Genomic DNA, 26,636 nt, shown 5'->3' with positions numbered 1-26,636 from the left:
AAACTTCCACGTCTGGTACAGATCAGCAGTTCCTGCCGGGTTAATGTCAGTGCCGCTGAATTAAAAGCAATAATTATATTTGTCCCTGTTTTTGTTTCCCTCAAAGCAATATTTTATTGATTCTGAATGGAAAATATTTCCATCCCGGATCCGTTTTAAACGCATATTCAAGTAATAACAGGTTAAAAGCATGCAATTCATAAGAAAGATTCTTGTTTCCGGACATTTTTACTTCTTCCTGGCTACGTACTGTATACTGGCAGCACCGGCAGCTGAAGCACAGCAAACCCGTATCTATACGGAGCCGGATAAAGTTTTCAAAGATGCCCAGCAACTTTTCCAGCAGGAGAAATATGCTGTAGCCATGCAGCTGTTCCGGCAAACACTGGATAATATCAGCTATTTCCAGGAAACCAGCCGCAGCCTTGTCAGGACCGATGCACAATATTATTATACAGTATGTGCGCTGAAACTGGGGCAGGCTAACGCTGAAAGACTGGCAACGGAGTTCCTGGCAGGCTATAACAACAATGCAAGGGAGCAATTGGTAAGCTACCAGCTGGCCAAATACTATTTTCACCAGAATAAGCTGAAAGAGGCCATTCCCCTGTATGAAAAAGCTAATATAGAGAACCTTTCGAACAGCGAAATTGCAGAAGCAAAGTTTGAACTGGCCTATTGCTACTTTAATGTAAAAGACTTCAGTAAAGCACAGCCGCTCTTTGGCTCCATCAGGGAAATTAACGGCAAATACTACATGCCGGCCAATTATTACTACGGCTTCATTGCTTATTACAACCGCCAGTACAATGATGCCCTCGTCAGCTTCCAGCGTGTTGTGAACGAACCTAAATACAGCAACATCGTTCCTTATTATATCGCTGAGATATACTACTTCCAGGGTAAACGCGATCAGCTGATCAATTACGCAGAGCCACTGGTAAAAAAAGGCGGTATGTACTACGAAGCTGAAATGAAACAGCTTCTCGGTCAGGCCTATTTTGAAAGAAAAGAATATCAGAAAGCACTCCCCTATCTCCAGGAATTCAATGATAATGCAGACGAAGTAAGGAAAGAAGATATTTACCAGCTTTCCTACAGCTACTATCAGACAGGTAATTTCGCTAAAGCCATCAACGGCTTTAAACAACTGAGCAGCGAGAAAGATTCCCTCGGACAGAATTCCATGTACCTGCTGGGCGACTGCTACCTCCGCACCAATCAGAAAGCCAACGCCCGCAACGCCTTTGCCTTCTGTGCCCGTAACAGTACTAATGCACAGCAACAGGAGATATCCCGCTTTAACTACGGTAAACTGTCATATGAACTGGGCTACCAGGATGCCGCCATCACAGAGCTGACCAGCTTTGTAAGCGCCTATCCCCAGTCAGCTTATACCAAAGAAGCCCGCGAGATCCTGGTAAACCTGCTCATGAACACCAACAACTACAGGGACGCTCTCAGCATCATAGAAATGATCCCTGAGAAAAATCCTACAGTACTGAAGGCCTACCAGAAAGTGTCTTACGGCAGAGCCACAGAACTGGTGAACGACCAGCAACTGGCTGAAGCAGACCGCCTGCTGGACGTCTCCCTGAAAAATCCTTACGATAAAAATATTTCCCAGCTGGCACACTTCTGGAAAGCAGAAATAGCCATGCGCCAGAACAGAACCGACGATGCCATCTCCCACCTGAATGCTTACCTGACAGGTGGTGTACCTTCCTCCGGAGAGGCCAATGCCCAGACCGCCAGCTACAACATGGGATACAGCCTGTTAAAAAAAGAGGATTATACCCGCGCCCTGCAGCACTTTGAAGCAGCACAACGTACCAATGGTCCCAACGCCGGCCGTATTATCAATGATGCCACCCTGCGCAGCGCCGACTGTTACTATATGCTGAAAGACTACACAAAGGCACTGGTCCTCTATGATAAGATCATCAGCAACAATGAGCCCGGTGCCGACTATGCCACTTACCAGAAAAGTATCATCCTGGGCATACAGGGTAAAACGAACGAAAAAGTAAATCTGCTAAAACAACTGGGCAACAAATACCCGTCTTCCGGCTTTGGTAACGATGCTGACCTGGAAATTGCCAATACCTACCTGGCAGATGAAAAATATAATGAAGCCATTCCTTACCTGGAAAGCGTGCTGAAAAAACAGCCCAACGGTCCAAGCGCCCCCAGAGCATTACTTAAGCTGGGCCTTTGCTATTTCAATAAGGATGACGAAGAAAGGGCCATCTCCTATTACCGCCAGGTTGTAGAGAAGTTCCCTAACTCACCCGAAGCCGACGAAGCACTGGCAGCTGTAAAAGATATCTATGTAAGCCAGGGCAAAACTGACGCTTATGTAGCCCTGCTGAAATCTACCGGCCAGACAGTAAGCGTTTCTGCAGAGGATTCCCTGAGCTATGCCGCTGCTGAAAATAAATTCAGCAATGGCGACTGTGCCGGCGCCACTACAGCCTTCAACAGTTACCTGCAGAAATTCCCGAACGGGCAATTCGTATTACCAGCACAATTCTACAGATCAGAATGTGCCTATAACAATAAAGACTATACCGGGGCATTACCCGGATATGAGTTCGTGTTGTCAAAGAACAACAGCCTGTACGCTGAACGTGCCGCACAACAGGCAGCCAATATCAACTACTACCAGGTAAAGAACTACGAGAAGGCCCGCACCTACTATCTGCAGCTGCAGGACCTCTCTACTACAAAAGAGAATACATTTACCGCCACACGCGGATTGCTGCGCAGCAACTACCAGCTGAAACGCTGGGATGAAGTGGCCAACTACGCTGAAATACTGTTGTCCAGCGCCAATATCAGTACAGACGACCAGATCATAGGCCATGCTTACCTGGGCCGCGCAGAGCAGGAACAGGGGCAGTATGATGAAGCTATCAAAGAACATAAGATCGCTGCAGGGCTTACCAAATCCGAAATAGGCGCCGAAGCACGGTATAACATCGCTTATTGCCTGTTCCAGAAGAATGACCTGGCAGAAGCTGAGAAAGCCGGTTTCGATGTGATCAAGAACACACCAGGATATGAATTATGGGTAGCCAAGGCTTATATCCTGCTGGGTGATATCTACGCGCGCCAGAAGGACTATTTCAATGCAAAAGCCACCTTCCAGAGCATTGCAGAGAATTGCCAGATAGCCGAGCTGAAACAGGAAGCCAGAGAAAAACTGGCAAAAGCCGAAGCAGAGGAAAAGGCAGCCTCCAAGATCAAATCCAAGTAAATAATTTCCGAATTACGACAGCATGAACGCGTATATCAAACATATTCACCGGTTTATGGCAGTAGCAGGCTGCAGCGCAGCAGGAGTACTTTTGCAGCAGCAGGCGCAGGCCCAGGACCTGAAACAGGAAACCATAGACATCATTTCCAATTACCGCCCTAAACTGCGTGATGCGGCAAAACTGAACCTGACAGCATCCCTGCCAGGTTTTGACACCACCCGCCCCAGGCTGCAGTACCAGGTGCCGGCGCTGAACCTGTACTTCATGTACCAGCCCGTTCCCCTGAAACCACTGGCATTAGGAAAAGATTCCCTGGCTGCCCTTCAGAACAACTTCATCAAAGCCGGCTATGGTAACTATAACACTCCGCTTATCCAGGCGGGATTTGGTACCGGCAGGCATGAAAAATATAATTTCGGCCTGTACGCCAATTACACCTCCTCCAAAGGAGATATCAAGAACCAGGACTACAGCGCACTGAATGTTCTGGCCTCCGGCACTTACTTTACTCCCATACTGGAAGTGAACGGCAGCATAGGCTATGACCGTAACCAGGTACACTATTACGGCTATGACCATGTAGTATATGAATACGACAAAAGCCAGGTAAAACAGGCCTTCAGCCAGTTCACCGCACAGGTAGGTGTGAAGAACAGGCCCCTGAATGACTGGGCATTCAAATTTGAACCTTCTGCCAAATTCATTTATTTCAGCGACTCCTATAAGAGAAAAGAACCTACGGCTATCTTCAAGGTACCGGTTTCCAAACAGCTGTTTGAAGATGTTTACCTGAGAGCAGAAGGTATCTTTGACCTGTCTTCCTTTAAAGAGGATGATAATGAACAGATCAACAACAACGTAGTAGCTATCCACCCTGCCCTGGAGATCATCAAACCCCGGTTTGTACTGCATGCAGGCGTAAATCCTACCTGGACCAACAGTAAGTTCTACCTGCTGCCGGACATCGTGAACGAGTCTCACATCATCTATAAAAAAGTAATATTAAGCAGCGGCTGGATCTCTTACATCAATAAGAACAGCTACCGCAACCTGGCTAACCAGAATCCTTTCATAGGCAGCTATGGCAGCGGGATCCTGAATACCAGGGTAGAAGAAAAGTATACCGGTATTAAAGGTACGCTGGGCAGCCACTTTAACTACAATACCAAGTTTGCCGCCGTTACCTGGTACAATCTGCCGCTGTTCGTCAATGACAGCCTCGATGGCAAAACCTTCTATACAAAGAACGAAGCAGAGTTAAAGGCATTTAACCTGCATGCGGAAGTAGGATATATCCAGGAAGAGAAGTTCCAGATGCGCGTTTCCCTGGATTGGTTCAATTATACCAAACAGAAAACGGAGGCTCAGCCATGGGGGCTGATACCCTTCCAGGCAGATGCCTTTGCACAATATACCATTGCCAAAAAGCTGCATCTGAATGCCAACCTGTACTTCCTGGGCAGGAGCTATTACCAGGTAGCCAACGATTTCGGGAAAACTAAAAGCGCCTGGGACATGAATGCAGGCGCCAGCTACGATATTGGCAAGAATTTTGGATTGTGGGTGAATGCTAATAATCTGTTCAATTCAAAATATCAACGCTGGTACGGATACCCCACTTACGGATTCAATATCCTCGGGGGAGTGATGATTAAATTTTAAAATCGTACCATTGCACATTCAATCAGGGACCCTATATTAAACATTATATGTTTAGTACAGGGTCCCTGGTTTGTTGAACAGCTTCATTATATAATAGGAACATTTAATATACTTGGTACTACAGCAATTTATACAGGACACTTTATTCAGACAGCAAACATGCTGTCTGCCCCAAATTGGTGTTTTCAGGCTTAATTACACCCCGGCCCGTTACGATGTGACCAATAAGACCATTGAACCACCCGGAGAGACTGTTACTTTTGATGAAACACTGACTGATGATGGTAACCTGACGGAATGGATAGCTCAGAAAGAGCACCTGGTTTCTTCCATTGCCCAGATGAAAAGAGATAAGTACCTGGAAGATCTGAGGGCTTTACTGAAGAAAGGCCAGCCATTCGAGATACCGGGTGTAGGTAAGCTGAAGGCAGATGCGGTGGGCAGGCTGTCTTTTGAACAGGAGCCTCCGGTACTGACAAGGGATATATTGCATGTAACGCCGGTGATCCGTCCGGACGCCTCACATAAAGTAACTGTAGGTACCAGGGAAATGGTGAACAAGCAGGTGGTAGATCATACTGCTGCGTCTTCCGCTATTCAGCCACCATCCCCTGTAAATGCAGGTCCGGATACTGACTATCCTGAGTACCCTGAGGAAATGCCTTCCCCACTCCGCTGGCTGTGGGTGGCAGTGCCGGTTCTTTCTGTACTGACAGCCGTAGCAGTATGGTATACTGTAAGTAAAAGAGAAAAAGCAACGGCTATTCCCGCTGACAGTACCAGGACAGCCGCTGTAACAGATACTCCGGCCGCCAGGCAGGCTCCCGCAACTGCAGATACCATTGCAGCAGCTGATACTACGCCGGACAGCCTGCGTGTATTAAATTATGATGTGATCATTCAGACATACGAGAACCGTAAGAAAGGTGAAGACATGTATAAGAAAAGACTCTCATGGAAACAGAATGAGATCGTGATCAGATACAGCGCAGACTCCAGTACAGTAAAACTGGGCGTACCTTTCCAGACACCGGCAAAGGACACCGCAGCTACCAAAGAAGCTGTTATAAAAACATATAAAATACCGAGAGTTTTTCTGGAGCTCAGGAACAACTAGATCTCTTTCGCAACGATCTCTAATCCTTCCGCAAAATTATGGGGCTTGTAACCCAGCTCCTGCACAGCCTTATCAATGATAAAACCTGTCCTGGCCGGACGTTTTGCAGGCTGAGTAAAGCTTTTTGCATCTACCTTTTCCAATAACTGTGTGTTCAGTTTGAAGTATCCGGCGGTTTGAACGGCCATTTGATATGGGGTAAGCGTTTCATTGCCTGAGATGTGGAATGTCCCGGACGCCTTCTTATCTGCCACCAGCTTACAGCCAGCTGCGAGGTCCTGTACCAGTGTTGGGGTACGCCACTGATCATCTACTACCTTGAGCTTCTTACCCTGTTCCAGGTTACTTTTTACCCAGGTAATGATGTTGCTGCGCTTGGGGTCTGCTGCTACTCCATAAACAAGTACAGTACGTACAATGGCCCAGGGCAGTTTGCTGTTCCTGACCATATGTTCTGCTGCTACTTTGCTGGAGCCATAATAGCTGATGGGATTGACTGTGGCTTCTTCTGAATAGGGGCCTTCAAGTCCGTCAAATACAAAGTCTGTGGAAAGGAAGATAAAGAATGTGCCATGTTTTTCCGCTGCATGTACCAGGTAACGTGTAGCGCTTACATTGGTGTCCCAGCAGGCATCTTTGTTCCTTTCGCAATCATCTACCTGTGTCATGGCCGCTGCATGTATCAGCACATCCGGTTTATGTTTATCCAGGAGGTGCTGTACGCTGGTGGCATCACGCAGGTTAGTGGCTTCGTAAGTATAGCCAGTCTGGACCGGCAAACGGTTTGGTCCCCTTCCGGTAGCTATCACCTCATAACGGCTGTCTTCCAGAAAAACCGGAATAAGGTGCTGGCCAAGTAATCCATTACTTCCTGTTATTAATACCTTCATAACATTAAATTACTGATTTTATATGAATAGACCATAGCACATAGCTGATGTAATATCGTTCACGGATACCAGTATGAGTGCTGGTACTTATCAGATATATATAATGCGTAATAAAAGAAGAGCTTCTGCCCTGGCAGAAGCTCTTCTTTTATTATAACCGGTAAGGTATTTATTTAAATGTCATGCCCAGGTTGTACATGGTAAATGCCCAGCTGTCTGCCGCTTCCTCGATAAGTTTCGAAGTAGGTTTACCTGCGCCATGGCCTGCCTGCGTCTCAATACGTATAAGCGTAGGGTTAGGACCGGCATTGGCCGCCTGAAGAGCGGCTGCAAACTTAAAGGAGTGCGCCGGCACTACACGGTCATCGTGATCTGCGGTAGTGATCATTGTTGCCGGGTAGGAAGTGCCTGCTTTCAGGTTATGCAGCGGGGAATATTTTACCAGGTAGCTGAACTGATCTGCCTTGTCGCTGCTGCCATATTCTGTGGCCCATGCCCATCCTATGGTGAACAGCTGGAAGCGCAGCATGTCCATCACACCAACTGCCGGCAGTGCCACCCTGAACAGGTCAGGGCGCTGTGTCATACAGGCTCCTACCAGCAGCCCTCCGTTGGAGCCACCTTTGATGGCTATACGGGAAGGCTGTGTATATTTTGATTTCACCAGGAACTCGGCAGCCCCGATGAAGTCGTCAAATACGTTCTGCTTACGTTCCATCATACCGGCTTTATGCCAGCCCTCGCCATACTCACTGCCTCCGCGTAATGATACAACGGCATAAATGCCCCCCTGTTCCATAAAGAAGAGGTTGGATACGCTGAACGCCGGTGTAATGGCGATATTGAAACCGCCGTAACCGTAGAGCAGCACAGGGTTATTGCCATCCAGCCTGATGCCCTTTTTATAGGAAAGGAAAACGGGCACCTTTGTACCGTCCTTACTGGTAAAGAACACCTGTTTGGTTTCATAATCTTCCTGTCTGAACTTTACCTCTGTTTTGGCAAACAGGGTGGATTTCCCGCTGGCAATATCATACTTATAAATAGTGGCAGGGCTCACAAAGGAATTGAACGTATAGAAAAACTCTTTATCCTCTGTTTCAGCATTAAAGCCGCTGGCAGAGCCAATACCCGGCAGGACAATCTCCCTGTCCAGCTTACCGGCATAGGTGTATTGCATTACTTTGGAAGAAGCGTCTTTCAGGTAGTGGGCAAAAAGTCTGTGACCGGCTGTACCTACAGACTGCAATACTTCCTTCTGTTCAGGGATGATCACTTTATAGTTGGCAGGGTCCGGGTTCTTAGGGTCTACCAGCACTACTTTATAGTTGGGTGCGTCCTGGTTGGTAAGCAGCAGTATTTTGTCGCCATCATTATCCACTACGGAAGGTTCGTATTCAAAACCTTTTACCAGGAGGCGGAACTCCTTCTGAGACGGGTCTTTCAGATCACGGTACCAGAGTTCATTGCCTGAAGTACCTTCTGAAGTAGAGAGGAAAAGGAAACGTTCATCGTCAGATACCTGTGCCCCTGCATTGCGCAGCGGGTGCTCTTTGTCCCAGTGGATCAGCTCATCCTGGTCCTGAGTGGTACCCAGGCGGTGATAATACACTTTATGGAATTCATTCTTTTTGGAGAGTTTGCTCTCTTCTGTAGGCTTATCATAGCGGCTGTAATAGAAACCATCACCTCTCCAGGAAATGCCGCTGAATTTGATCCAGTCCAGGGTATCAGGCAGGAGTTTTTTGCTTTCAACGTCCATTACGAAGGCTTCCTGCCAGTCTGATCCTGCTTTGGCAATCATATAGGCCAGGTATTTCCCGTTCTTTGAGAAGGAGATGTTTCCCAGCGCTACAGTACCATTTGCGGAAAATTTGTTGGGATCAATAAAAACTTCCGGAGTGCCGTCCAGCGTTTTCTGGCGATACAATACAGCCTGGTTCTGTAATCCGTCGTTTTTAAAGAAAAAGTAATAATTGCCTTTTTTGAAAGGGGCTCCTGGTTTGGGATAGTTCCAGAGTTCTTCCAGTCTTTTTTTAATACCATCACGATAGGGAATTTTTGACAGATAAGACTGAGTAACGGCATTTTCTTCCTTCACCCATTCTTTTGTTTCTGCGCTGTTGTCATTCTCCAGCCAGCGATAGGGATCAGCAATAACAGTACCGTGGTAATTGTCTGTAACATCTGTCTTACGCGTCTGCGGGTAAGTAAGTCCTGCCTGTTGGGCCATTGTAGATCCTGCTGTCATAATTAAAAAAGAAAGGATAGGTAAGCACCTGGTTTTCGTCCTTGCATTTAAATTATACATATGTATATTTTTTGTAAAAAATTTATCCTTTGGTTAACTAAAAATGAAAATTTCACCTAATTCATCAGAATACTACTAGAAAGAATATGCAAAATGTTATTTTTGTGCGCCACTTAGATATTTTTCCGGCAATTTATGCAAAGCAGCGTGATTTTCAGGAAAAAACGTAAAAGCAAGGGTTCGAAACCAGGGAATGCATTTATGACACTTTCGGGGTATGTAAGGGTAAATATAAGCAGAAATCGACGTCGGGATTCCCGGAATCCATCATAAAAACGTAGAGAGGGAAATAAACATAACTATGAAAAAAGTTAACAACATCGCAGTTCTTACTTCTGGCGGGGATGCGCCTGGCATGAACGCTGCCGTTCGTGCGGTTGTAAGAACCGGAATTTACCATCAGTTAAACGTGTTTGGTGTTATGTACGGTTACAGGGGAATGTTGAAGAATGAAATTTTCCCCCTGGAGTCCAAGTCGGTGGCCAACATTATTCAACGGGGAGGTACAATCCTGAAAACAGCCCGTTGCAAAGAATTTTACGAAGCTGAAGGACGCAGAAAAGCCTACGAGAACCTGAAGAAACACAACATTGACGGTATTGTTGTAATTGGAGGTGACGGCTCATTCAACGGAGCCTATAAAATGAGCCAGGAATTTGATATTCCCTGCATAGGTATACCTGGTACTATTGATAAAGACATTGCTGGTTCAGATTTTACCATTGGTTTTGATACGGCAGTAAATACAGCTGTTGAAGCGATCGACAAGATCCGTGACACGGCTGATGCACATGACCGTTTATTTATAATAGAAGTAATGGGACGTGACGCCGGTTACATAGCGCTGCACAGTGGTATTTCCACTGGTGCGGAGCATATTATGACGCCGGAGCACCTGATTGATATAAAAGATATTATCGAAGACCTGCAGACCAACGAGCGCCGCAGGAAACTGGTAAATATCATTGTAGTAGCGGAAGGATCCATTGCCGGTGGTGCAGAAGAAGTAGCCCGCCAGGTAAAAGCCAGCTGCCCTCAGCTGGATACACGTGTCTGCATTCTGGGACATATTCAGCGTGGTGGTTCCCCTACCTGCCAGGACCGTATCCTGGCCAGCCGTATGGGTTATGCCGCAGTTGAAGCACTGCTGGAAGGTACCAACAACGTGATGGTAGGTATAGTAAACAACAAAATCCAATACACACCTCTGGAGCAGGCCATCAAAGCCAAAGAACATTTGGATCCGGAATGGTTAAAGATTGTAAAAATACTTGCGAGTTAAAAAATAGAGCTATGAGTACAAAAGATTTATCAAAATACGTACACAAACAGATGGACCATGAAGCCTCCCGTGCACATTCCCAGCACAAAACAAAGATAGTAGCGACCGTAGGCCCTGCCTGCGATACTTATGAGAAATTGCTGGCACTGGTGCAGGCCGGTGTTAACGTGTTCCGTCTGAATTTTTCGCATGGCTCTCACGAAGATAAACTGCGTATTATCCAGTATATCCGCCAGATCAACAAAACAGAACCTTACAATGTAGCCATCCTGGCTGACCTGCAAGGTCCTAAACTGCGTGTAGGTGAGATCGAAAACAACGCCCTGCCGCTGGTACCCGGCCAGATCCTCACTTTCGTAAACGAGAAAGTGGTAGGTAATGCCGAAAGGATCTACGTTTCCTACGCTGATCTGCACAAAGACGTAAAACCTGGTCAGAAAATACTGCTGGACGACGGAAAGATCGAGACTGTAGTAAGGGAAATAACCGCCAACCAGGAAATCAAAGCAGAAGTGACCCTGCCAGGCGTACTGTCTTCCAAAAAAGGCTTCAACCTGCCTGATACCAAAGTATCTCTGCCAGCTCTGACAGAGAAAGACGTAATAGACCTGGAGTTTATCATTGATCACGAGTGTGACTGGGTAGCTCTGTCTTTTGTAAGACACGTGGATGACCTGCTCCTGATCCGCAAACGTCTGAAAGAACGCAATTCCAAGATCAAAGTAATCTCTAAAATAGAAAAGCCTGAGGCGATCGCCAACCTGAAAGAAATTATCTGGGAAAGTGATGGTGTTATGATTGCCCGTGGTGACCTGGGTGTGGAACTGCCTGTAGAGCAGATCCCGATGATCCAGAAAGACATCATCCGTAAATGTATTCACCGTGCTAAGCCTGTAATCGTGGCTACACAGATGATGGAAAGCATGATAGACCGTACCCGTCCTAACCGTAGTGAGATCACTGACGTGGCTAACGCGGTACTGGAAGGTGCTGACGCTGTGATGCTGAGCGGTGAAACTGCCACCGGCCAGTTCCCTGAACTGGTTATCCAGACCATGAGAAAGATCATCGGTGAAGTTGAGAAAGAAGACATCATCTACAACCGTAACCTGATCCCTCACCGCCACTCTCCTACCTTCCTGAGCGATGCACTGTGCTACAACGCCAGCAAAATGGCGGAAGACCTGGATGCAGATGCCCTGATAGGTATGACACAGAGCGGTTACACCGGCTTTATGCTGAGCAGCTACCGTCCCCGTTCTCCACTGTATGTATTTACCAAGGAAAAGACCCTGGTAAACCAGCTGAGCCTGAGCTGGGGCGTACGTGCGTTCTATTATGGTGAAGAAGAAAGCCTGGATAATATCATATTCGATCAGATCAACATCCTGAAAGAAAGAGGTTTCCTGAAAGCTGATGACGTAGTAGTAAACACCGGCAGTACTCCTGTAAAAGAGCATCTGCCTACCAATACTATCAAGATCACACGTGTTTCCTGATAAAGGAATGCTATAAAATAAAACGGCTGTATCTGATGATACAGCCGTTTTTATTTGTAGTGATTGATGATCTACAAATTCAATACAAGTTTTGTAAACAACCTGATTCCGTTGGCGCCCATCTGCACGGAATCCCACGGGCCACCGGTTTCGCCGTCATATGCAGCCAGCTTTGCACCCTGCACATATCCCAGGGAAGGATGCACATTAAAGATATTATCTGCACCAATAAACCAGTTCAGGTTCTTTGTAAGCTTATAACTGGCATATACATCTGTTACCACTTTTCCTTTATACTTAAACAGCTCAGGCACCTCTTTACTACCGTTATCCAATTCCACTATGGGATTGATGCCTGTACCAGCCAAGTCTCCGCTCCAGCCATAGCCAAACAACTCAGTTTTCCCGAAATAAGTGAGGTGTGTACCGACGCCCAGCTTGTTAATGTTATAGTCCAGGTTCAGTCCCAGCTTTACCGGCGGAGCGGAAGCCAGTACGAACTTCTCTTCACGGTCGCTGAAGAATGACTTCCTGTGAACATAAGTATCGTTCAGTGCTGCCGGTACGTTTATTTTATCAATTTCCATGTGCTGGATATTAGCTGCCAGCAAAGCTTTGAAGCGCTGGTTGCCCCAGCGTTTAGTGTAGTCAATAACGATATCCACACCGGTATTGGTAGTGTTTACCGCATTGGCAAAGAACTGTGCGTTGTCTATATGCAGTTCATTCAGGGTGTTGTACAGGGTTTCATTCAGGGTAGTATCGCTGGCACTGAACTGGCCGGAAAGCACTATCCTGTCCTTTACTTTTACCAGGTAACCATCTACTGTAACAGTAAGTGCGCTCAATGGTTTCCACGAGAAGCCCAGGCTGGCATTTACAGACTTTTCCTGCTTTAGTTCAGGTATACCTGCCGCCCTGGTAATAGGATCGTAATTAGGCGCTATTTTAACCTCTGAAATGACACCACCCTGTACGTTGGTGTATTGGGAGCTGAAGTTGACCTGTTGCAGGGAAGGTGCACGGAAACCGGTGCTGACAGATCCGCGGATGTTGAAGCCTGGAGCAAGTTTATAGCGGGTAGCAAATTTGTAGTTGCTTGTAAACCCGAAATCGCTGTAGTTCTCTGCACGGATAGCTGCGCTTATCAGCCATTTATTGGTCACATCCAGTTCTGCATCTACAAACCCTGCAATGTTGGAGCGGTTGGCATCCACTTCGTCGCCGGGACGGTACCCGGGGAAGCCCTGTGCCCCTGTGGCTTTATTGAAAGTAGGATCGTAATTGGTGTATGAAGCAGCTTCGCCTGCATAGATCTTATAGTTCTCGTAGCGGTATTCCGCGCCCATAGCAAGGTTAAGACCGGAGGCTACGCCCGGCACCTCTTTGGAAACGGTGAAATTGGCTGTGTTCTGCAGGAAGGAGAAACCGCCATCGTCAAAATGAGTGGGGGTGCTGGCGCCCATAGAGGCGTTAAAGGTCTTATCACCGTAGAAATGGAAGTCATTCCTGCCAAGCGCATTACTGAGGTCCCATTTCCAATGATTGCCGAACTCTCCTTTGATGCCTACGGCAGCTGAAAGGTCCCGGATCCTTGTCTGGATATGCGGGTCAAATACGGTATCTGCCGGTTCTCCGCCAGGTGAGGGCACGGAATACATGATATCCGGGTAGAAGATCAGGTTGCCCTGGGCATCTGTCGGGAAACGGTCAGACCGGCCGCTGGAAGAGGGATTATACCCGTGGAAATGGCGGGTATAGGCATATGCGTCAGAAAACTTATAGTTATATCCGCCAAAGGCGTAAAAAGTAGTAGAGCTATTGGCGAATGGCAGTTCAAGGTTGACCATTCCGCCGCCGGTGGTTTTGGAGGCATCTCCGTTGGAGCGCCTTACGGTGTTGACAGGCAGGCCGTCCTTATGAGCAAGGTTGGTATCCAGCACCTGCCGGAAGGTTTTGCCCTGGATGAGGAAATTGCCGGACAGGTTGATAACTCCTCCGTTCTTTCCAAGTGGAATGCCGTAACTGGCGCCGAAAGAGAAGGCGTTACCGTCTACCGGGCCATTGTTCTTATACTGTTTCAGGTCACGGCCAAACCAGGTATTATATTTCCGGTCATAATAGCCGGCATAACCAGCGTTTACATAAAGATGATTGACATCTTTTTTCAGGATGATGTTCACTACCCCGGCAATAGCGTCTGAGCCATATTGGGCGGAAGCACCGTCCCTCAGTATTTCCACACGGTCTATGGATGCTTCGGGAATGGCATTCAGGTCTGTACCTGAGTTACCACGGCCCCGGGTACCATATACGGCTACGAAAGCTGTCTGGTGACGGCGTTTACCGTTAATAAGCACCAGGGTCTGGTCCGGGCCCAGTCCGCGGAGAGTAGCAAGGTCTATCTGGTCTGCCCCGTCGCTACCGCTTTGTTTGTTGTAGTTGAATGAGGGAGCCGCCACATTCAGCAGGGCGGTGAGGTCCATTTTGGCGGTAGGCTGTGAGGCCTGGGTAAGGCTGATCACATCTACGGGGACGGCCGTTTCTGTTTTGGCGCGCCCTCCTGAGCGGGAGCCTACCAGGACGACCTGGTTCAGTTCTGAAATAGTAGATACCAGCTGTACGTCAAGAGAGGACCTGCCATTAAGAGATTGTGATTGTGGTGCAAAGCCGATTGCACTGATCTCCAGTATGTCATTGGGAGAGGCTTCAATGCTGTAGGTTCCGTCTTTGCCGGTAAGTGTACCTGAGCCTGAAAGTTTTACCCTTACAGTTATTCCTTCAAGCGGAGCGCCGGTTGTGGCATCTGTGACTTTTCCGGTTATTTTCTGTTTTTGAGCAAAAGATACGGCTACAGGAACGTAAAGGCAAAATAATAACATTACGATGATACGATTCAGATTCCTGGTTGACATAAAAATTGAGGTTTGCGTTGTCATTAAATATAGAACTTTTGGGGCATACGGGAAATTTAAGTGCAATAATTGAGTAGAAGATTTGTCAATTACTCAAAATAAGCATATTAAACATACTGAAATAAGGTCAGGTCTGGCGTTAATTGCGTGTTAATAACGGGATAGGTATGGTCACCCGGAAATGTAGTTTATTACTCTTACAATTAGAAGTTTATAAGCGAACTCTTGGGACGTTTATAATAATATATACACTAGGATAATAGAAAGGGAATCATAAAGAGTCGTGTGAATGATTTTGAAATCTTTAACTCCTATTTGTCCGCTATGAACTATGAATATCATGCTCCGGATAATTTTTCTATCCGGAGCATGATTGATGAGTACTTTTTAGATAAAAGAAACGACTAGTAATGATATATAGATGATCATTGTGCATCTATAAGAACTCCGCGCCTATCATCATTGTTAAAATCTAATTCCCAAAATCTGATCAATTCTGTATGTGACAAGGATTGATCTGTCATGTGAATAATGCAGTTTTTTTAAAATTTAAAATACCAACCATGTTTTTTCTTGTACCCGCTGACAAGCATTATCACTCGTATGGGGTATACTATCGTTTTGTACCCTACATTGTGCCTTATATGAAGCCAATCCCTATACAAAGCCGCAAGTTTGAAATCCTTACCCAATTGTTTGAAACCAGCCGTTTTGGGATTGGTGAACATCTTGTAGAAGGAGGGGGTAAGCTATATCCTACGCCTCATAAAGAGGGCATTTATCTGCATGTGGCGACAGGAGCAGCGCCAGTAGATGCGCATTTAAATGATAATGATGAACAGAAAATTTTATTGAAAGACGGAGAACTGAATCTGTTCTATCTGACTGAGAAAACCAACAGTGCAAAGCTTTCTAAGGGCTTCTATTGTTTTTTCCATGCCCGTAGCAGTGTGAGAACTTTTACAGGACTGGTGAGAAAAATGCAGACGCCCGAAAACGCTGAAAAAGTGCTGTCACTTATGGCGGCGGCAGGAAGGGCAATAGAAGCGGGAAGTGGTTTGATTAACAGCTCTTCTGTTGAACTGGACCCATATGGAGCAAGCCTGATCCAGGAAATACGCGATATCAGAATAATACCCAGGAAAACGCTTAAAAGCTATATAAACAAGAAAATAGAACAGCTCATGCTGCATTTTCTTGATCGCTGCATCAATACCCGTGATACATCGTATTCCATTACCGGCGATGATATACATATGATCGACAGCATAAAAGACTATATATGGCATCACCTGCACAATCAACCTTCTGCAGCCCAACTGGGTATAAAATATAATATTCCGACAGAAAAACTGAATAACATCTTCGCACAGTTCTATGGAGTTCCATTAGACACTTATATTGAACATTGCCGTGTAGAAAAGGCCGTTTGCCTGCTTACAGACGCCAAACAATCTACTTCTCTTATTGCAACAGTGACAGGCTTCAGAAATTACCAGGCACTCACTGCTTATTTTATTGCTCATTTTGGCTGTGCTCCTTCAGACTTCAGATAAGCCCCGGAGCATATCTCTCATATATCTTACATTTACACTCCCGGCGGCATACAACTTGCCGCTGAGAGTGTAAATCCTTTTATATGAGCACCTTTAAGAGTATCAATCCATATACACAGGAAACCATTGCTGAATATGCGGCACATACAAATGCTGAGATAGAACAACGTCTGGCATGGGGAGACAGGGCTTATCGCCATTTATGGCAAACCACACTGGAAGAACGTTGTGAATGGATGCAAAACCTCATCAACCTGCTGAAAACGCATACGGAAGAACATGCAGCCATCATTACCGGGGAGATGGGCAAGACGCTGAAAGAGGCTAAAACAGAAGTGCTGAAATGTGCAGCTTCCGCTACACATTTTATACAGCATATAGAAGAAATGCTGCGGCCCAAACCGGTTAAATCTGATGCACAGCAAAGTTATATTTCATATGAACCCAAGGGCATCATCCTGGCTATTATGCCCTGGAATTTCCCTTACTGGCAGGTATTTCGTTTTGCTATTCCCAATATCCTGGCAGGTAATACCGGTATACTCAAACATGCCAGCAATGTAAGCGGTTGTGCGCTTGCAATAGAACAGCTGTTCCTGGAAGCAGGTTTTCCTGAAGGAACTTTCCAGAGTGTGCTTGTCAACTCAAAAAATATAGAGCCTGTCATTGCTGATCCGCGTATACAGGGAGTTACCCTGACCGGCAGCACAGCTGCAGGTATCAGTGTAGCCCAGTTATCCGGGAAATATATCAAGAAATCTGTCCTGGAGCTGGGCGGCAGCGATCCTTTCATAGTATTGAAAGACGCCAATCTTGACCTGGCGGCCCAGACGGCTGTAAAAGCCCGTATGCAGAATGCAGGACAGTCCTGTATAGCCGCCAAGCGATGGATAGTAGAAAAACCTGTGCTGGAGCAGTTTACAGACAAAGTAAGCCAGTTGCTCAGCAGTATGAAACAGGGAGATCCTATGCAGGCGGAAACAGATATGGGCCCTATGGCAAGACCTGACCTGGCGGCAGAGCTGGCACAGCAGTTACAACAAACGGTAGCGCAGGGTGCTAAGCTGGCTCTTGGCGGACAGTACAAGGACGCCAATTTTGCTCCTACCCTGCTCACCGGCGTACGCAATGGCATGACTGCCTTTGAGGAAGAAACCTTTGGCCCCCTGGCTGTTATCATAGAGGCGGCCAACGAACAGCAGGCTGTAGAACTGGCTAACCAGACGCCTTATGGCCTGGGTGCTTCCCTGTGGACCACCGACCTGGAAAAGGCACAGAGGCTGGCAAGACAAATTGAGAGTGGCAACGTATTTGTTAACGCCATGGTACGTTCTGACGCCCGTCTGCCCTTTGGTGGCATAAAACAATCCGGCTATGGAAGGGAATTATCCCTGGAAGGCACACATGAATTTTTGAATGTTAAGACGGTTTATATAGCTTAGCAGGCGAAAACTTGACAGGTATATACTGAAAACAGGCAACAAAATCTGATGACCAGGAATAATTTTGCTCCCTATATTACCATCAGCAGGGAGGAATGGGCTAAAAGAAGTGACGATCCTATGCTGCATCTGCTCAATGATATTGACACTTTGCAGGGGATCAATGAACCGTTGACCAAAGAAGAGATCACCCAGATATATGTCCCACTGTCGCGGCTGCTGAACCTGTATGTAAGCGGCGCACAGCGGTTACACGCAGCCACCAACAGTTTCCTGGGTAGCAGGATCACCAAGGTGCCTTATATTATCGGTATTGCCGGCAGCGTGGCTGTCGGGAAAAGCACCACCGCCCGTGTACTGCAACGGCTGTTGTCCACGTGGCCCAATCACCCGAAAGTAGATCTTGTTACTACAGACGGGTTTCTTTATCCCAATAAAATACTGGAGCAGAGAGGTATCATGAACCGGAAGGGATTCCCGGAAAGCTATGATATCCGCCGGCTTATACAGTTCCTGGCCAGTGTAAAATCGGGAGCAGAAAGAGTGTCGGCACCGGTGTACAGTCACCTGGAATATGATATACTCCCTGATCAGCTGCAGTGGATAGAATCTCCTGATATTGTGATAGTTGAAGGCGTGAATGTTTTACAGGTAAGGCCCCGGCAGCAGCAGAAGGAACCTACTATATTCGTATCTGACTTCTTTGATTTCTCCATCTTTGTGGATGCTGAACTGCAGGACCTGCAGCAATGGTATATAGCTCGTTTTAAGTCATTGCGCAATACTGCTTTCCAGAACCCGGACTCTTATTTTCACCGGTATGCGCACTTGTCTGATGCAGAATCTGAAGCTGTGGCAGCCAATATCTGGAATGAGATCAACCGGCCCAATCTTGAACTGAATATACTTCCCACCCGTTTCAGGGCCAGCCTGATACTGGAAAAGGGCGACCATCATTTTGTACAGTCGCTCAAGCTCAGAAAGATATGATCCTAAAAATACATTTCCATGCCGGATACAATCCTCGTGAAACAGGCATTATTGCAGCTTGACAAACATGCAGGAGATAACTGGCATTTATTTGAGCCATTACTGGAAGAAGTGAGCTTCAGTAATGGCTCTTTTCTTGTGAACAGCGGGAGGACCTGTACGGCCATTTATTTTATTGCCAGCGGGATAGTAAGGGTGTATACTGTACACCAGGATAAAGAGGTGTGCCTGGATTTCGCATTTTCAGGCCAGTTTACGACCGCCTATGCCTCTTATATAAGTCAGACACCATCGGCAGTAAGTATACAGGCTATAACGCCTGTAAACGGCTTTGCCTTTCATTATGCAGATCTGCAGGAGCTGTATAACCATCATCACGCTATTGAACGTACCGGCCGGCTGCTGGCTGAATACCAGTACCTGCGGAAGTACCAGCGGGAGCTTTCCCTTTTACAGTATACGGCGAAGGAGCGTTACCTGCATCTGCTGGAACAGCAACCCCAAATGATACAGCAGATACCTGTAAAATATCTGGCCTCTTACCTGGGCATTGAGCCGGAAAGCCTGAGCCGCATCAGGAAAGGGCTTACCTGACACACCACCATACCCACAGTATATAGATGGGCTGAAATGCCAGCCGGCTCCAGGTATACCAGGCTTTTGCGGGTAGTCCGCCGGGAGGCGGCAATTGTTTCACGGCTACGTAAATATTGGCGGGGAACATCAATACCAGCAGTATCATCAATCCCCAGGCAGCATATATCTTCGTGGCGGGGAAAAGGAGCCCTATTCCCAGCATGATTTCCAGTACACCGCTCAGCAATACCAGCTGGGTTGCATATGGCAGCCAGCCATCTATCATGTAAGAAAGCTTTCCCGGTTTAACCAGGTGCATAACCCCTATCAGCACAAACATAACGGCAGCAGCCATACGTGCATCATCCTGGTAACGTTGCAGTATGGGGATATTGAATAGCAGGCCGGTAAGAAATAATAACAGTGATACAGATAAAAGTCCGGATAAAAATGCCATTGTTTTTCTTACAAAAATGCCGTAAAAACCTGCTGTCGCGAACTAACATTTGTTAGCTTTTACTATTAACAATAATTTATACATTGCTTGTTGCAACGAATTAGAACAACTCTTTACATTTGATCTGTCATTTTTAAAAGAACCGAACAATGAGAATTAAAAAACTACTTCTTCCTGTTGCTGCAGTAGTAGTACTGGCAGCATCTGCATTTACTTACGCTATTACACAGGACCTGAAGATCAAAGAGGGGTATGCTGTTAAATTTTCCGGCTCCGGCGCCAATGGTGTTTTTAAAGATCTGAAAGGGCAGGTAATATTTGATGAGAACAATCCCGGCACTGCAAAATTTGATGTAACCATAGATGTTAAATCCATCAATACAGGTAATGGGTTGAAGAACAGTCATGCAAAGGGTTCTAAATGGTTTGATGCAGCGAAGTATCCTGTGATACATTTTGTGTCTTCCAAAGTAACTAAAACCGGTGCAGGTTACCAGGCAGAAGGTGTGCTTGAAATGCATGGTGTAAAGAAGCCGTTGATCATTCCTTTTACTTATGCCAAACAGGGTACCGGCGGTACATTTCATGGTGTGTTTAATGTAAACAGAACCGATTTCGGTATTGGTGAACCGGGAGGAAGAGTAGATGATATTTTTAAACTGGAAGTGAATGTTCCGGTAGCTCAATAATAATATATACTTACATCAATGATAGAAAGCAGCCGGTGAATAACCTGCTGTTTTTTTTTATAGAACAAAAAACCCTCCCGTTTGCACGGGAGGGCCTTCTGGTAAATTTCGTCGTGTTAACAAAACTACCGCTTACACCCATTCATTAATATGGGTTCCACTGCCCATCGCAATTTCACGGGCAGAGATGGTGAATCCGATGGTCATCGGGTCTTTGTCATCAGAATCAAAAGATTCCTCAAACTTAACCAGATAGCCTTCTTTGAATTTGAGTTCTTTCAACTTGGAGTCAGAATCTCTTTTGTAGAATGTAATGGTGCCGTCTTTTCTTTCGAAGTTGTTCACCATCCATTCAAAGAGGTCTGTTTCACCAGTTGATTCAACAACTAAACGGATGCGTCCACCGCGGGTGATTGCTGAGGGGCGGCCAGTGGCATCTACTTCTTGGGTGAGGTCGTAGCTGCAGTGTTTTACCACTAATTTTTTGCCAGCTACTTCAAACACTGATTTGAAGGACATGGGTTAAATGTTTAAGGTTTACAATAAAGCAATTAATAAGAGCTATTTATTTATTTATATAACTATGCATCAAATTTAAATTTTTACCTCAACAAAAACAAAATATCTGGCGGTAAAAATCAATGGTTTAGTTCGCTTTTTTGAGAAGGGAAAACTATCTCGATCTCATAAGCTGCCTGTTGTAATCCAGTTCATTTCTTGCGTTCTCCAGTTCTTTGTTAAGGTCGGAGATTTTCTCTTTTAACTCGGCAATGGTTTGTTGTGCATCCTGTAATCCGCGCAGCTGTTGTTTGCTTTGCTGTAATGAAAGCAGGTTCTGGATAATATTGTTGTACAGTCCATAATGGCTGACAGCATCTTTAGGGATGGAGCCGCGCAGGTTTACAAGGTCCTGTGCTATTGCCTGGTCCATATAGTTTGCGTTCTGATTAGGCAGATTAATAGAGTCAAGATTGTTCTTTACTCTATCCATTTTCTGCAGGAACTCTCCCTGAAAGGCCTGTTCTTCACGGAAGCTGCTTAGCTGTTTACGCAGGTCTGCATTTTCTCTTGAAGGTACCTGGTAATTGAAAAACACAGCTAATACAAAAAGTCCTACAGTTATTACAAAGAAGAGCAGGAACCATAAGAAAGCGTTTGTTCTTTCCTGTTTGTTAAGTACACGCATGTAATAAAATATATTGTTGTTAAGTTATTTAGTCTGTAAAGAACCAGCGTTTGGTCTTATGTTTACGCAGGTATTCTGCATCTTCTGCAGATTCTTCTTTCACGAATATGCCGCTGTCCTGTTTACGTCCTATATAATCAAGCCTGCTCAGGCTTTCGAAAAGTTTATTCACCGCTTTTACAAAGGGGACCATAGGTTGCAGGCATTCACGGATATCGGTGTGTTTATAACGGATGTTTGCACAATTGACCATCAGTGTTTCCAGCTCTCCCTGTCTCAGCTCACACCATTCAGAGAAATAGTTGAGCAGTTCTTCCTTGCCGGCACCGGCGCGCTGGTCTACTGCGTTCTTGATGGTGCGTGCCAGTCCTGCCACTACTTCCAGCATGGCGGCAGGCTGTTGGTACAAGCCTAACCAGCGGAACTGGGAGATGCGCATACCAAGGTACTGCACCATCCTTTCTGTGATGTACAGCACTACCTGTGCAAGATCATTATTCTGATTGCGTGCATAGATCTTCTGTACAATCTGTACACCATACAGCTCCAGCTGGCCAAAGAACTGATCGAGTTCCTGGTAAAGGTCAGCCAGTGCAGGATGTGCGGCTACTATTGATGTAGGAGGAATATAATCATCATCCAGCTGCGGACGGCCATCAGCAACAGTGATACGTCCCAGTATCATCTGATAACTGCCCAGCTGTCCGTTAGGCAGTTGTGATGCGGGTAATACATACAACTGGTATTCGGGTGTTGCATAAGGCATCCTGGGAGGATCTTCATGCAGCAGAGGTTCTCCGCTGGGCTGGCGGTCAAACGGATTTACCTGTATGAGGATATAGTATACACCTTCTGTATGACCGGGGTCCCAGCTGTATACAGCTTCAGGAAATGTGGTTGCATATTTCAGGGAATGGACAGTATGTTCGGGGATCTCAATACGTGCGCCACCGGGGGTTACAGCGCGGCATTCAGTCAGCTTGATACGCCATTGCTGCTGGTTGTCTGTTACAAACCAGCAACGCAGCGACTCCCTGCTTTCTGCTTTAGCCTGCAGCAGGCCATAGTTTTGCGCATGCAAACCGCTGGAGATCGCATCCCTTATCTGGTCAAGCATTGCATTTTCCGTTTCCACAAAATGCTGCTTCTTTATTTTCATACCATCCACCCAGTTGACGGGAAAATGTTTAAGCGGTTCAGCCATTGGAGTAATTGTTTAATTCAGGGATTAATTGTTGATAAGTATCCTGTTGCAGATGATCACGCTATTCTCCTGCATACCGTTCATGAATACAGGCTTCTCAGGATCCAGTGTACGGGCGGTGCCCAACCATCTTGATTTGAGATGGAATACCCACGCATATGGCTGTCCGTTGGCATCCATCACATCTATTGGTGTGTTGGGATATCTGTCATTATAGTCGTTGATGAAGTGATAGAACAGGTCTCCCAGGTCCATTTTTATAGGCGTACGTGCCCTGAAATAAGTGCGGTCCCTGTCATTGATCTTCTTTTCCAGTTCGAAACCTATTACTATCAGGTCTCTCATATCTTCTTCGTTCACTTCCGGTTGTTGCTGATAGGAAGGATATTGCCACCATTTATATACTTTGGCGGGGATGGCCATCATCTTCTCAAAGGTCTTGTAAACAAAGGTGGGCAATGCAAATGCAAAGAGGCAGGTAAGCATGGGATAATAGAGGAAATCTCCTTTTGTAAAAAGGAACTGTACCAGCATAAAGCCTACGCCGCCAAAGAGCCATATCGCTACGATAAATGCCATTTCTGAGCCAATGGTCTGTTCATTTGCCCAGAATCTTGTATACATTATATGTGTATGTGCTATACCTAAACCCAGGAACCAGATCTGATAGAAGAGATACTGGCTGACAAGGTTCTGATGTGTGAAAAGAAAAGGAATAGAGCTGATCACTGCAAAGAGCAGTGTAAGCAGCGCAAGGTACCATAGTGCTTTTTTCTTATATAGGGTGAAGTTTTTGATATAACGGCTGAGCATGCTCACTATAAGGGCACCTATTGCCAGTACAGCCGCTAATACCAGGTAAATTTTCGCTTTAAGTATCATAGTTTTCTTCGAGTTGGGAAAAAGGGTTAAAACAGTTTTAGGTCTGAGTCAACATTACATGCAAAAATAGTTCCATTTAATCCTGTTCAAAGGAAAAAATTATAGCCCATAATACCTTCCTTAAACCGGTCATCAGCCACAACTACCTGTTTTTCATCCGGATGAGGTTCCAGTATTGTTTCCACTTCCACATCTGCAGGCAACAGAAATCCCAGGCAGGTATCCAACAGTTTGCCTAATGGCTGCCAGGCCAGGAAATCGTATACCCGGTGATGTTGAAGCGGGCCTATTATAACGCGGACGAGGGGCATATCAGTATAGAAGAGATCGCCCGTCATGGTATCTACCCCGAGGCGGCATTCGCCCAGCGCTGTCTGGCTGCCTGTATGTACAGGAACGGGATGATTCCGGCATATAATGTTCACAGGTTCATTTAAGATCGCTTCCAGGTAAAGCCCCACCAGTTCAAGGTTGCCGGCAATACGATGAATGTACGGCAGTAACCTGACAAGCCTGCCCGTTGCTTCACGCGGAAGGCCTTTTGGAATGCCCCAGAATGAGAGGAAGAGATCATCCGCATCTTTTCCGAAGGCATCAAAAAGAAGATGTTTTTCCCTTTGTTCGAGAAATACGCGCTGCAGGAAAAATTCATGCTCCAGCGGGCGAAAGAATTTACGCGCTTCCTGTTGTTCCTGCTGCTGCTTTTTATAACCTGCCACCATTTCACTGACAGATTGCTGCTGTCGCTGAGGTGTGAAGGCATGGAATAATCCTTCCGGCAAACGGTCGTAGATACCATCCCTGGAAAGGACCATTGTTACAAAAGGATGATAGGGTTGCGAATCATCCAGTTGTGCATCTAAAATATCTTTATTAAAAGAGCGTGTAAAAACGTTCTGCATTTGTACAGCTACTTCTTCTTCCTGTACTTTATTATCAAACAGTTCACCAACAACAACTTCTGCGCGCACATCATAATTAAGACGGCGGATATGGTCTATTACTTCTTCAAGTACCGTAGCTTTTTGGGCATTACTTATCATCAATGGCTCATTTAGGTTTTTCTGATCACTATGGGTGAAGGCAAATTAAAGCAAATAATCCGGAGCAACCACACCAGTTAACAATCATAAAAAATTCAATAGCGAATGTAGGTTGTTTAGCGATTTTATCTAAAAAAATATTTAAAATTGCAGAAATTGAAAAACCCATGACCCCGCGTAAGCCCGCAAATGAGCGAAAGATTGTTACGTACAGGCCCTTTAGCAAGATTACAAGCCATATTGACCCGATGGTATTGTATACATTCCTGTCATTACTGGCTATCAGCATAGTTATACTTGCATTCCAGGCCGCCGGCCGGGAGGACTGCAGTGATGCCTCCATCATACTTGACAGCCAGCAGCATGCTGGTAAGAAGACAGCTTATTATGCCGGGGAAGTGCTTACTTTCCGGGCTGATGCAAAAGGCAACAACAATTATTCCTGGGACTTTGGCGATTCCACTGCATCAGCCCCAGGCCAGCAGGTATATCATTCCTTTAAAAAAGCCGGCAGCTATATGGTAACCCTGAAACGGGGCAAATGCAGCTGGCACCAGGAGGTGATAGTATTGAATGCTCCATCGGAAAAAGCGCCGGACACAGGCGCAGATCTATATCCTGTTATAGAAGGACCTGAAGAGGTGTTTGCAGGCCGTACGGTGGTATTCAGCAACCGTTCTCCCAATGCAAAGAGCTGGCAATGGCAATTGCTGCAACCGGGTGCAGAAGTGCATTCAGGCCCTACTGTAAAATATACTTTCTCTTCGCCCGGAGAGAGAATACTTTCTCTGATAGTGAACGGAGACAGCAGCAAAATGGTTAAGAAATACATCACTGTATTTGCAGCGCCCCAGCAACGCCCGTCCAATGACCATTTTGAACCCATTCCTTTCCCTGAAACGCCTAAACCGGCAGAAGCTCCGGCCGGGCCTCCACCTGCTCCGGAAAAGAAAGCGCCTAATATTTCGGATGATGAGTTTAAATACCTGTTGTCACAGGTGGTGGACAAACAGAAGAATGCGGCAGACTTCTCTGCGTATCTCTGCGACAACCTCAATGCAAGGGTATTGCTGAATGATAAGGATACTGATACTTTCTCACATTTCTGCTCAAGGATAAGAGGCAAGAAACGCTTTAAGATAGAAGTTGTGAACCTGATCAAAGACAAAGACGGATGTGTGAAAGAGATCAGGATAAGATATGACAGGAAATTCTTAGGCATATTCTGATCTTTATGAAACAATCATATTATAAACTGCCACTGAACTTTTCCAGGATACTGCAAAAGCAGGACTTACCTGAATGCAGCCTGGAAGAGTCAGTACAACAGCATATACACCTGCTTATTACTACCGTGCTGGGCGAGAATAAAGATGATCCTCAATACGGATGCCAGCTATGGGACTCCGACTTTGACATCCGCGCTACCAACAACGAAGTAAAGGAACAGGTAGAACGTTCTGTACGCAACGCTATCACCCGGTATGAAAAAAGGCTGTCCCAGATAAGGGTTTCCGCTATGGTGAGCCAGGAAGAAGTAAGCGGCATCAGCGCTAAAAAGATCAAAAAAAAGATACGTGTAACAGTGAACGGTATATTGTTACGTAATAACAGCGCATTCAACTATAACACTTTCTTCTTTGTAAGCCCGTTATCATACGATTAAAACCATATC

Annotated in this window: 21 protein-coding genes; 12 read left to right on the top strand and 9 right to left on the bottom strand. The window is 46.0% G+C overall.

The window, feature by feature from the left end:
* Positions 1-190: 190 nt before the first annotated feature.
* From GO493_RS25690 to GO493_RS25680, 3 genes are all read left to right on the top strand, one after another.
* Positions 191-3,259, top strand: coding sequence for a tetratricopeptide repeat protein (locus GO493_RS25690; RefSeq protein ID WP_157309103.1), 3,069 nt, complete (start codon positions 191-193; stop codon positions 3,257-3,259).
* A gap of 22 nt (positions 3,260-3,281) precedes the next feature.
* Positions 3,282-4,922: a TonB-dependent receptor gene (locus tag GO493_RS25685; RefSeq protein ID WP_157309102.1), complete on the top strand. Its 1,641-nt coding sequence runs from the start codon at positions 3,282-3,284 to the stop codon at positions 4,920-4,922.
* A gap of 112 nt (positions 4,923-5,034) precedes the next feature.
* Positions 5,035-6,039 carry an HU domain-containing protein gene (locus GO493_RS25680; protein WP_157309101.1) on the top strand — a complete coding sequence of 335 codons (1,005 nt, stop codon included), beginning with the start codon at positions 5,035-5,037 and terminating at the stop codon, positions 6,037-6,039.
* Here GO493_RS25680 and GO493_RS25675 read toward each other — a convergent pair.
* Both GO493_RS25675 and GO493_RS25670 read right to left on the bottom strand, forming a co-directional pair.
* The gene (locus GO493_RS25675; RefSeq protein WP_157309100.1) at positions 6,036-6,929 is read right to left on the bottom strand and encodes an SDR family oxidoreductase; all 894 of its coding nucleotides are present in this window, start codon (positions 6,927-6,929) and stop codon (positions 6,036-6,038) included. The two genes, GO493_RS25680 and GO493_RS25675, sit on opposite strands and share 4 nt — an antisense overlap.
* A gap of 169 nt (positions 6,930-7,098) precedes the next feature.
* On the bottom strand, positions 7,099-9,180 hold the full coding sequence (locus tag GO493_RS25670) for a prolyl oligopeptidase family serine peptidase (RefSeq protein WP_232539073.1): 2,082 nt from the start codon (positions 9,178-9,180) through the stop codon (positions 7,099-7,101).
* Between the two features lie 361 nt (positions 9,181-9,541).
* On the opposite strand from GO493_RS25670, the gene pfkA reads away from it, so the two are divergent.
* Both pfkA and pyk read left to right on the top strand, forming a co-directional pair.
* Positions 9,542-10,522, top strand: coding sequence for a 6-phosphofructokinase (pfkA, locus tag GO493_RS25665; protein WP_157309099.1), 981 nt, complete (start codon positions 9,542-9,544; stop codon positions 10,520-10,522).
* An 11-nt stretch (positions 10,523-10,533) separates the two neighbouring features.
* The gene (gene pyk / locus GO493_RS25660) at positions 10,534-12,021 is read left to right on the top strand and encodes a pyruvate kinase (protein WP_198315827.1); all 1,488 of its coding nucleotides are present in this window, start codon (positions 10,534-10,536) and stop codon (positions 12,019-12,021) included.
* 71 nt (positions 12,022-12,092) lie between these two features.
* Here the strand turns inward: pyk and GO493_RS25655 are convergent, their stop codons facing one another.
* Complete coding sequence (locus GO493_RS25655) at positions 12,093-14,936, bottom strand: TonB-dependent receptor (protein WP_198315826.1); 2,844 nt, start codon at positions 14,934-14,936, stop codon at positions 12,093-12,095.
* A gap of 563 nt (positions 14,937-15,499) precedes the next feature.
* Here GO493_RS25655 and GO493_RS25650 point away from each other — a divergent pair.
* The 4 genes from GO493_RS25650 to GO493_RS25635 all read left to right on the top strand — a co-directional run bounded on the left by GO493_RS25650 (position 15,500) and on the right by GO493_RS25635 (position 19,518).
* The gene (locus tag GO493_RS25650) at positions 15,500-16,492 is read left to right on the top strand and encodes a helix-turn-helix domain-containing protein (RefSeq protein WP_157309097.1); all 993 of its coding nucleotides are present in this window, start codon (positions 15,500-15,502) and stop codon (positions 16,490-16,492) included.
* A gap of 83 nt (positions 16,493-16,575) precedes the next feature.
* On the top strand, positions 16,576-17,934 hold the full coding sequence (locus tag GO493_RS25645) for an NAD-dependent succinate-semialdehyde dehydrogenase (protein WP_157309096.1): 1,359 nt from the start codon (positions 16,576-16,578) through the stop codon (positions 17,932-17,934).
* Between the two features lie 48 nt (positions 17,935-17,982).
* Positions 17,983-18,924, top strand: coding sequence for a type I pantothenate kinase (coaA, locus tag GO493_RS25640; RefSeq protein ID WP_157309095.1), 942 nt, complete (start codon positions 17,983-17,985; stop codon positions 18,922-18,924).
* 18 nt (positions 18,925-18,942) lie between these two features.
* The gene (locus tag GO493_RS25635) at positions 18,943-19,518 is read left to right on the top strand and encodes a Crp/Fnr family transcriptional regulator (RefSeq protein ID WP_157309094.1); all 576 of its coding nucleotides are present in this window, start codon (positions 18,943-18,945) and stop codon (positions 19,516-19,518) included.
* Here the strand turns inward: GO493_RS25635 and GO493_RS25630 are convergent.
* Positions 19,511-19,957: a DoxX family protein gene (locus GO493_RS25630; protein WP_157309093.1), complete on the bottom strand. Its 447-nt coding sequence runs from the start codon at positions 19,955-19,957 to the stop codon at positions 19,511-19,513. The two genes, GO493_RS25635 and GO493_RS25630, sit on opposite strands and share 8 nt — an antisense overlap.
* A gap of 149 nt (positions 19,958-20,106) precedes the next feature.
* Here GO493_RS25630 and GO493_RS25625 point away from each other — a divergent pair, with 149 nt between their 5' ends.
* On the top strand, positions 20,107-20,646 hold the full coding sequence (locus GO493_RS25625) for a YceI family protein (protein ID WP_157309092.1): 540 nt from the start codon (positions 20,107-20,109) through the stop codon (positions 20,644-20,646).
* 132 nt (positions 20,647-20,778) lie between these two features.
* Here the strand turns inward: GO493_RS25625 and tssD are convergent, their stop codons facing one another.
* The 5 genes from tssD to GO493_RS25600 all read right to left on the bottom strand — a co-directional run bounded on the left by tssD (position 20,779) and on the right by GO493_RS25600 (position 24,961).
* Positions 20,779-21,165: a type VI secretion system tube protein TssD gene (gene tssD / locus GO493_RS25620; protein ID WP_157309091.1), complete on the bottom strand. Its 387-nt coding sequence runs from the start codon at positions 21,163-21,165 to the stop codon at positions 20,779-20,781.
* 154 nt (positions 21,166-21,319) lie between these two features.
* Positions 21,320-21,832 carry a type VI secretion system TssO gene (gene tssO / locus GO493_RS25615; RefSeq protein ID WP_157309090.1) on the bottom strand — a complete coding sequence of 171 codons (513 nt, stop codon included), beginning with the start codon at positions 21,830-21,832 and terminating at the stop codon, positions 21,320-21,322.
* A 28-nt stretch (positions 21,833-21,860) separates the two neighbouring features.
* Entirely contained in the window at positions 21,861-23,036 is a 1,176-nt protein-coding gene (locus tag GO493_RS25610; protein WP_157309089.1) for a hypothetical protein, read from the bottom strand.
* 24 nt (positions 23,037-23,060) lie between these two features.
* The gene (locus tag GO493_RS25605; RefSeq protein ID WP_157309088.1) at positions 23,061-23,918 is read right to left on the bottom strand and encodes a TssN family type VI secretion system protein; all 858 of its coding nucleotides are present in this window, start codon (positions 23,916-23,918) and stop codon (positions 23,061-23,063) included.
* A gap of 86 nt (positions 23,919-24,004) precedes the next feature.
* A complete protein-coding gene (locus GO493_RS25600; RefSeq protein WP_157309087.1) occupies positions 24,005-24,961 on the bottom strand; it encodes a type VI secretion system baseplate subunit TssG in 957 nt (318 codons plus the stop codon).
* A gap of 167 nt (positions 24,962-25,128) precedes the next feature.
* Between GO493_RS25600 and GO493_RS25595 the strand changes: the two genes are divergently transcribed.
* Together GO493_RS25595 and GO493_RS25590 are read left to right on the top strand one after the other, a co-directional pair.
* Positions 25,129-26,190: a PKD domain-containing protein gene (locus tag GO493_RS25595; protein ID WP_157309086.1), complete on the top strand. Its 1,062-nt coding sequence runs from the start codon at positions 25,129-25,131 to the stop codon at positions 26,188-26,190.
* 5 nt (positions 26,191-26,195) lie between these two features.
* Entirely contained in the window at positions 26,196-26,627 is a 432-nt protein-coding gene (locus GO493_RS25590) for a GPW/gp25 family protein (protein ID WP_157309085.1), read from the top strand.
* Positions 26,628-26,636: the final 9 nt, after the last annotated feature.

Source organism: Chitinophaga tropicalis (genome assembly GCF_009758205.1).
Taxonomy (GTDB): domain Bacteria; phylum Bacteroidota; class Bacteroidia; order Chitinophagales; family Chitinophagaceae; genus Chitinophaga; species Chitinophaga tropicalis.
Note: the sequence above shows the minus strand (reverse complement) of the source record. Positions and strands in the feature narration are given on the sequence as shown.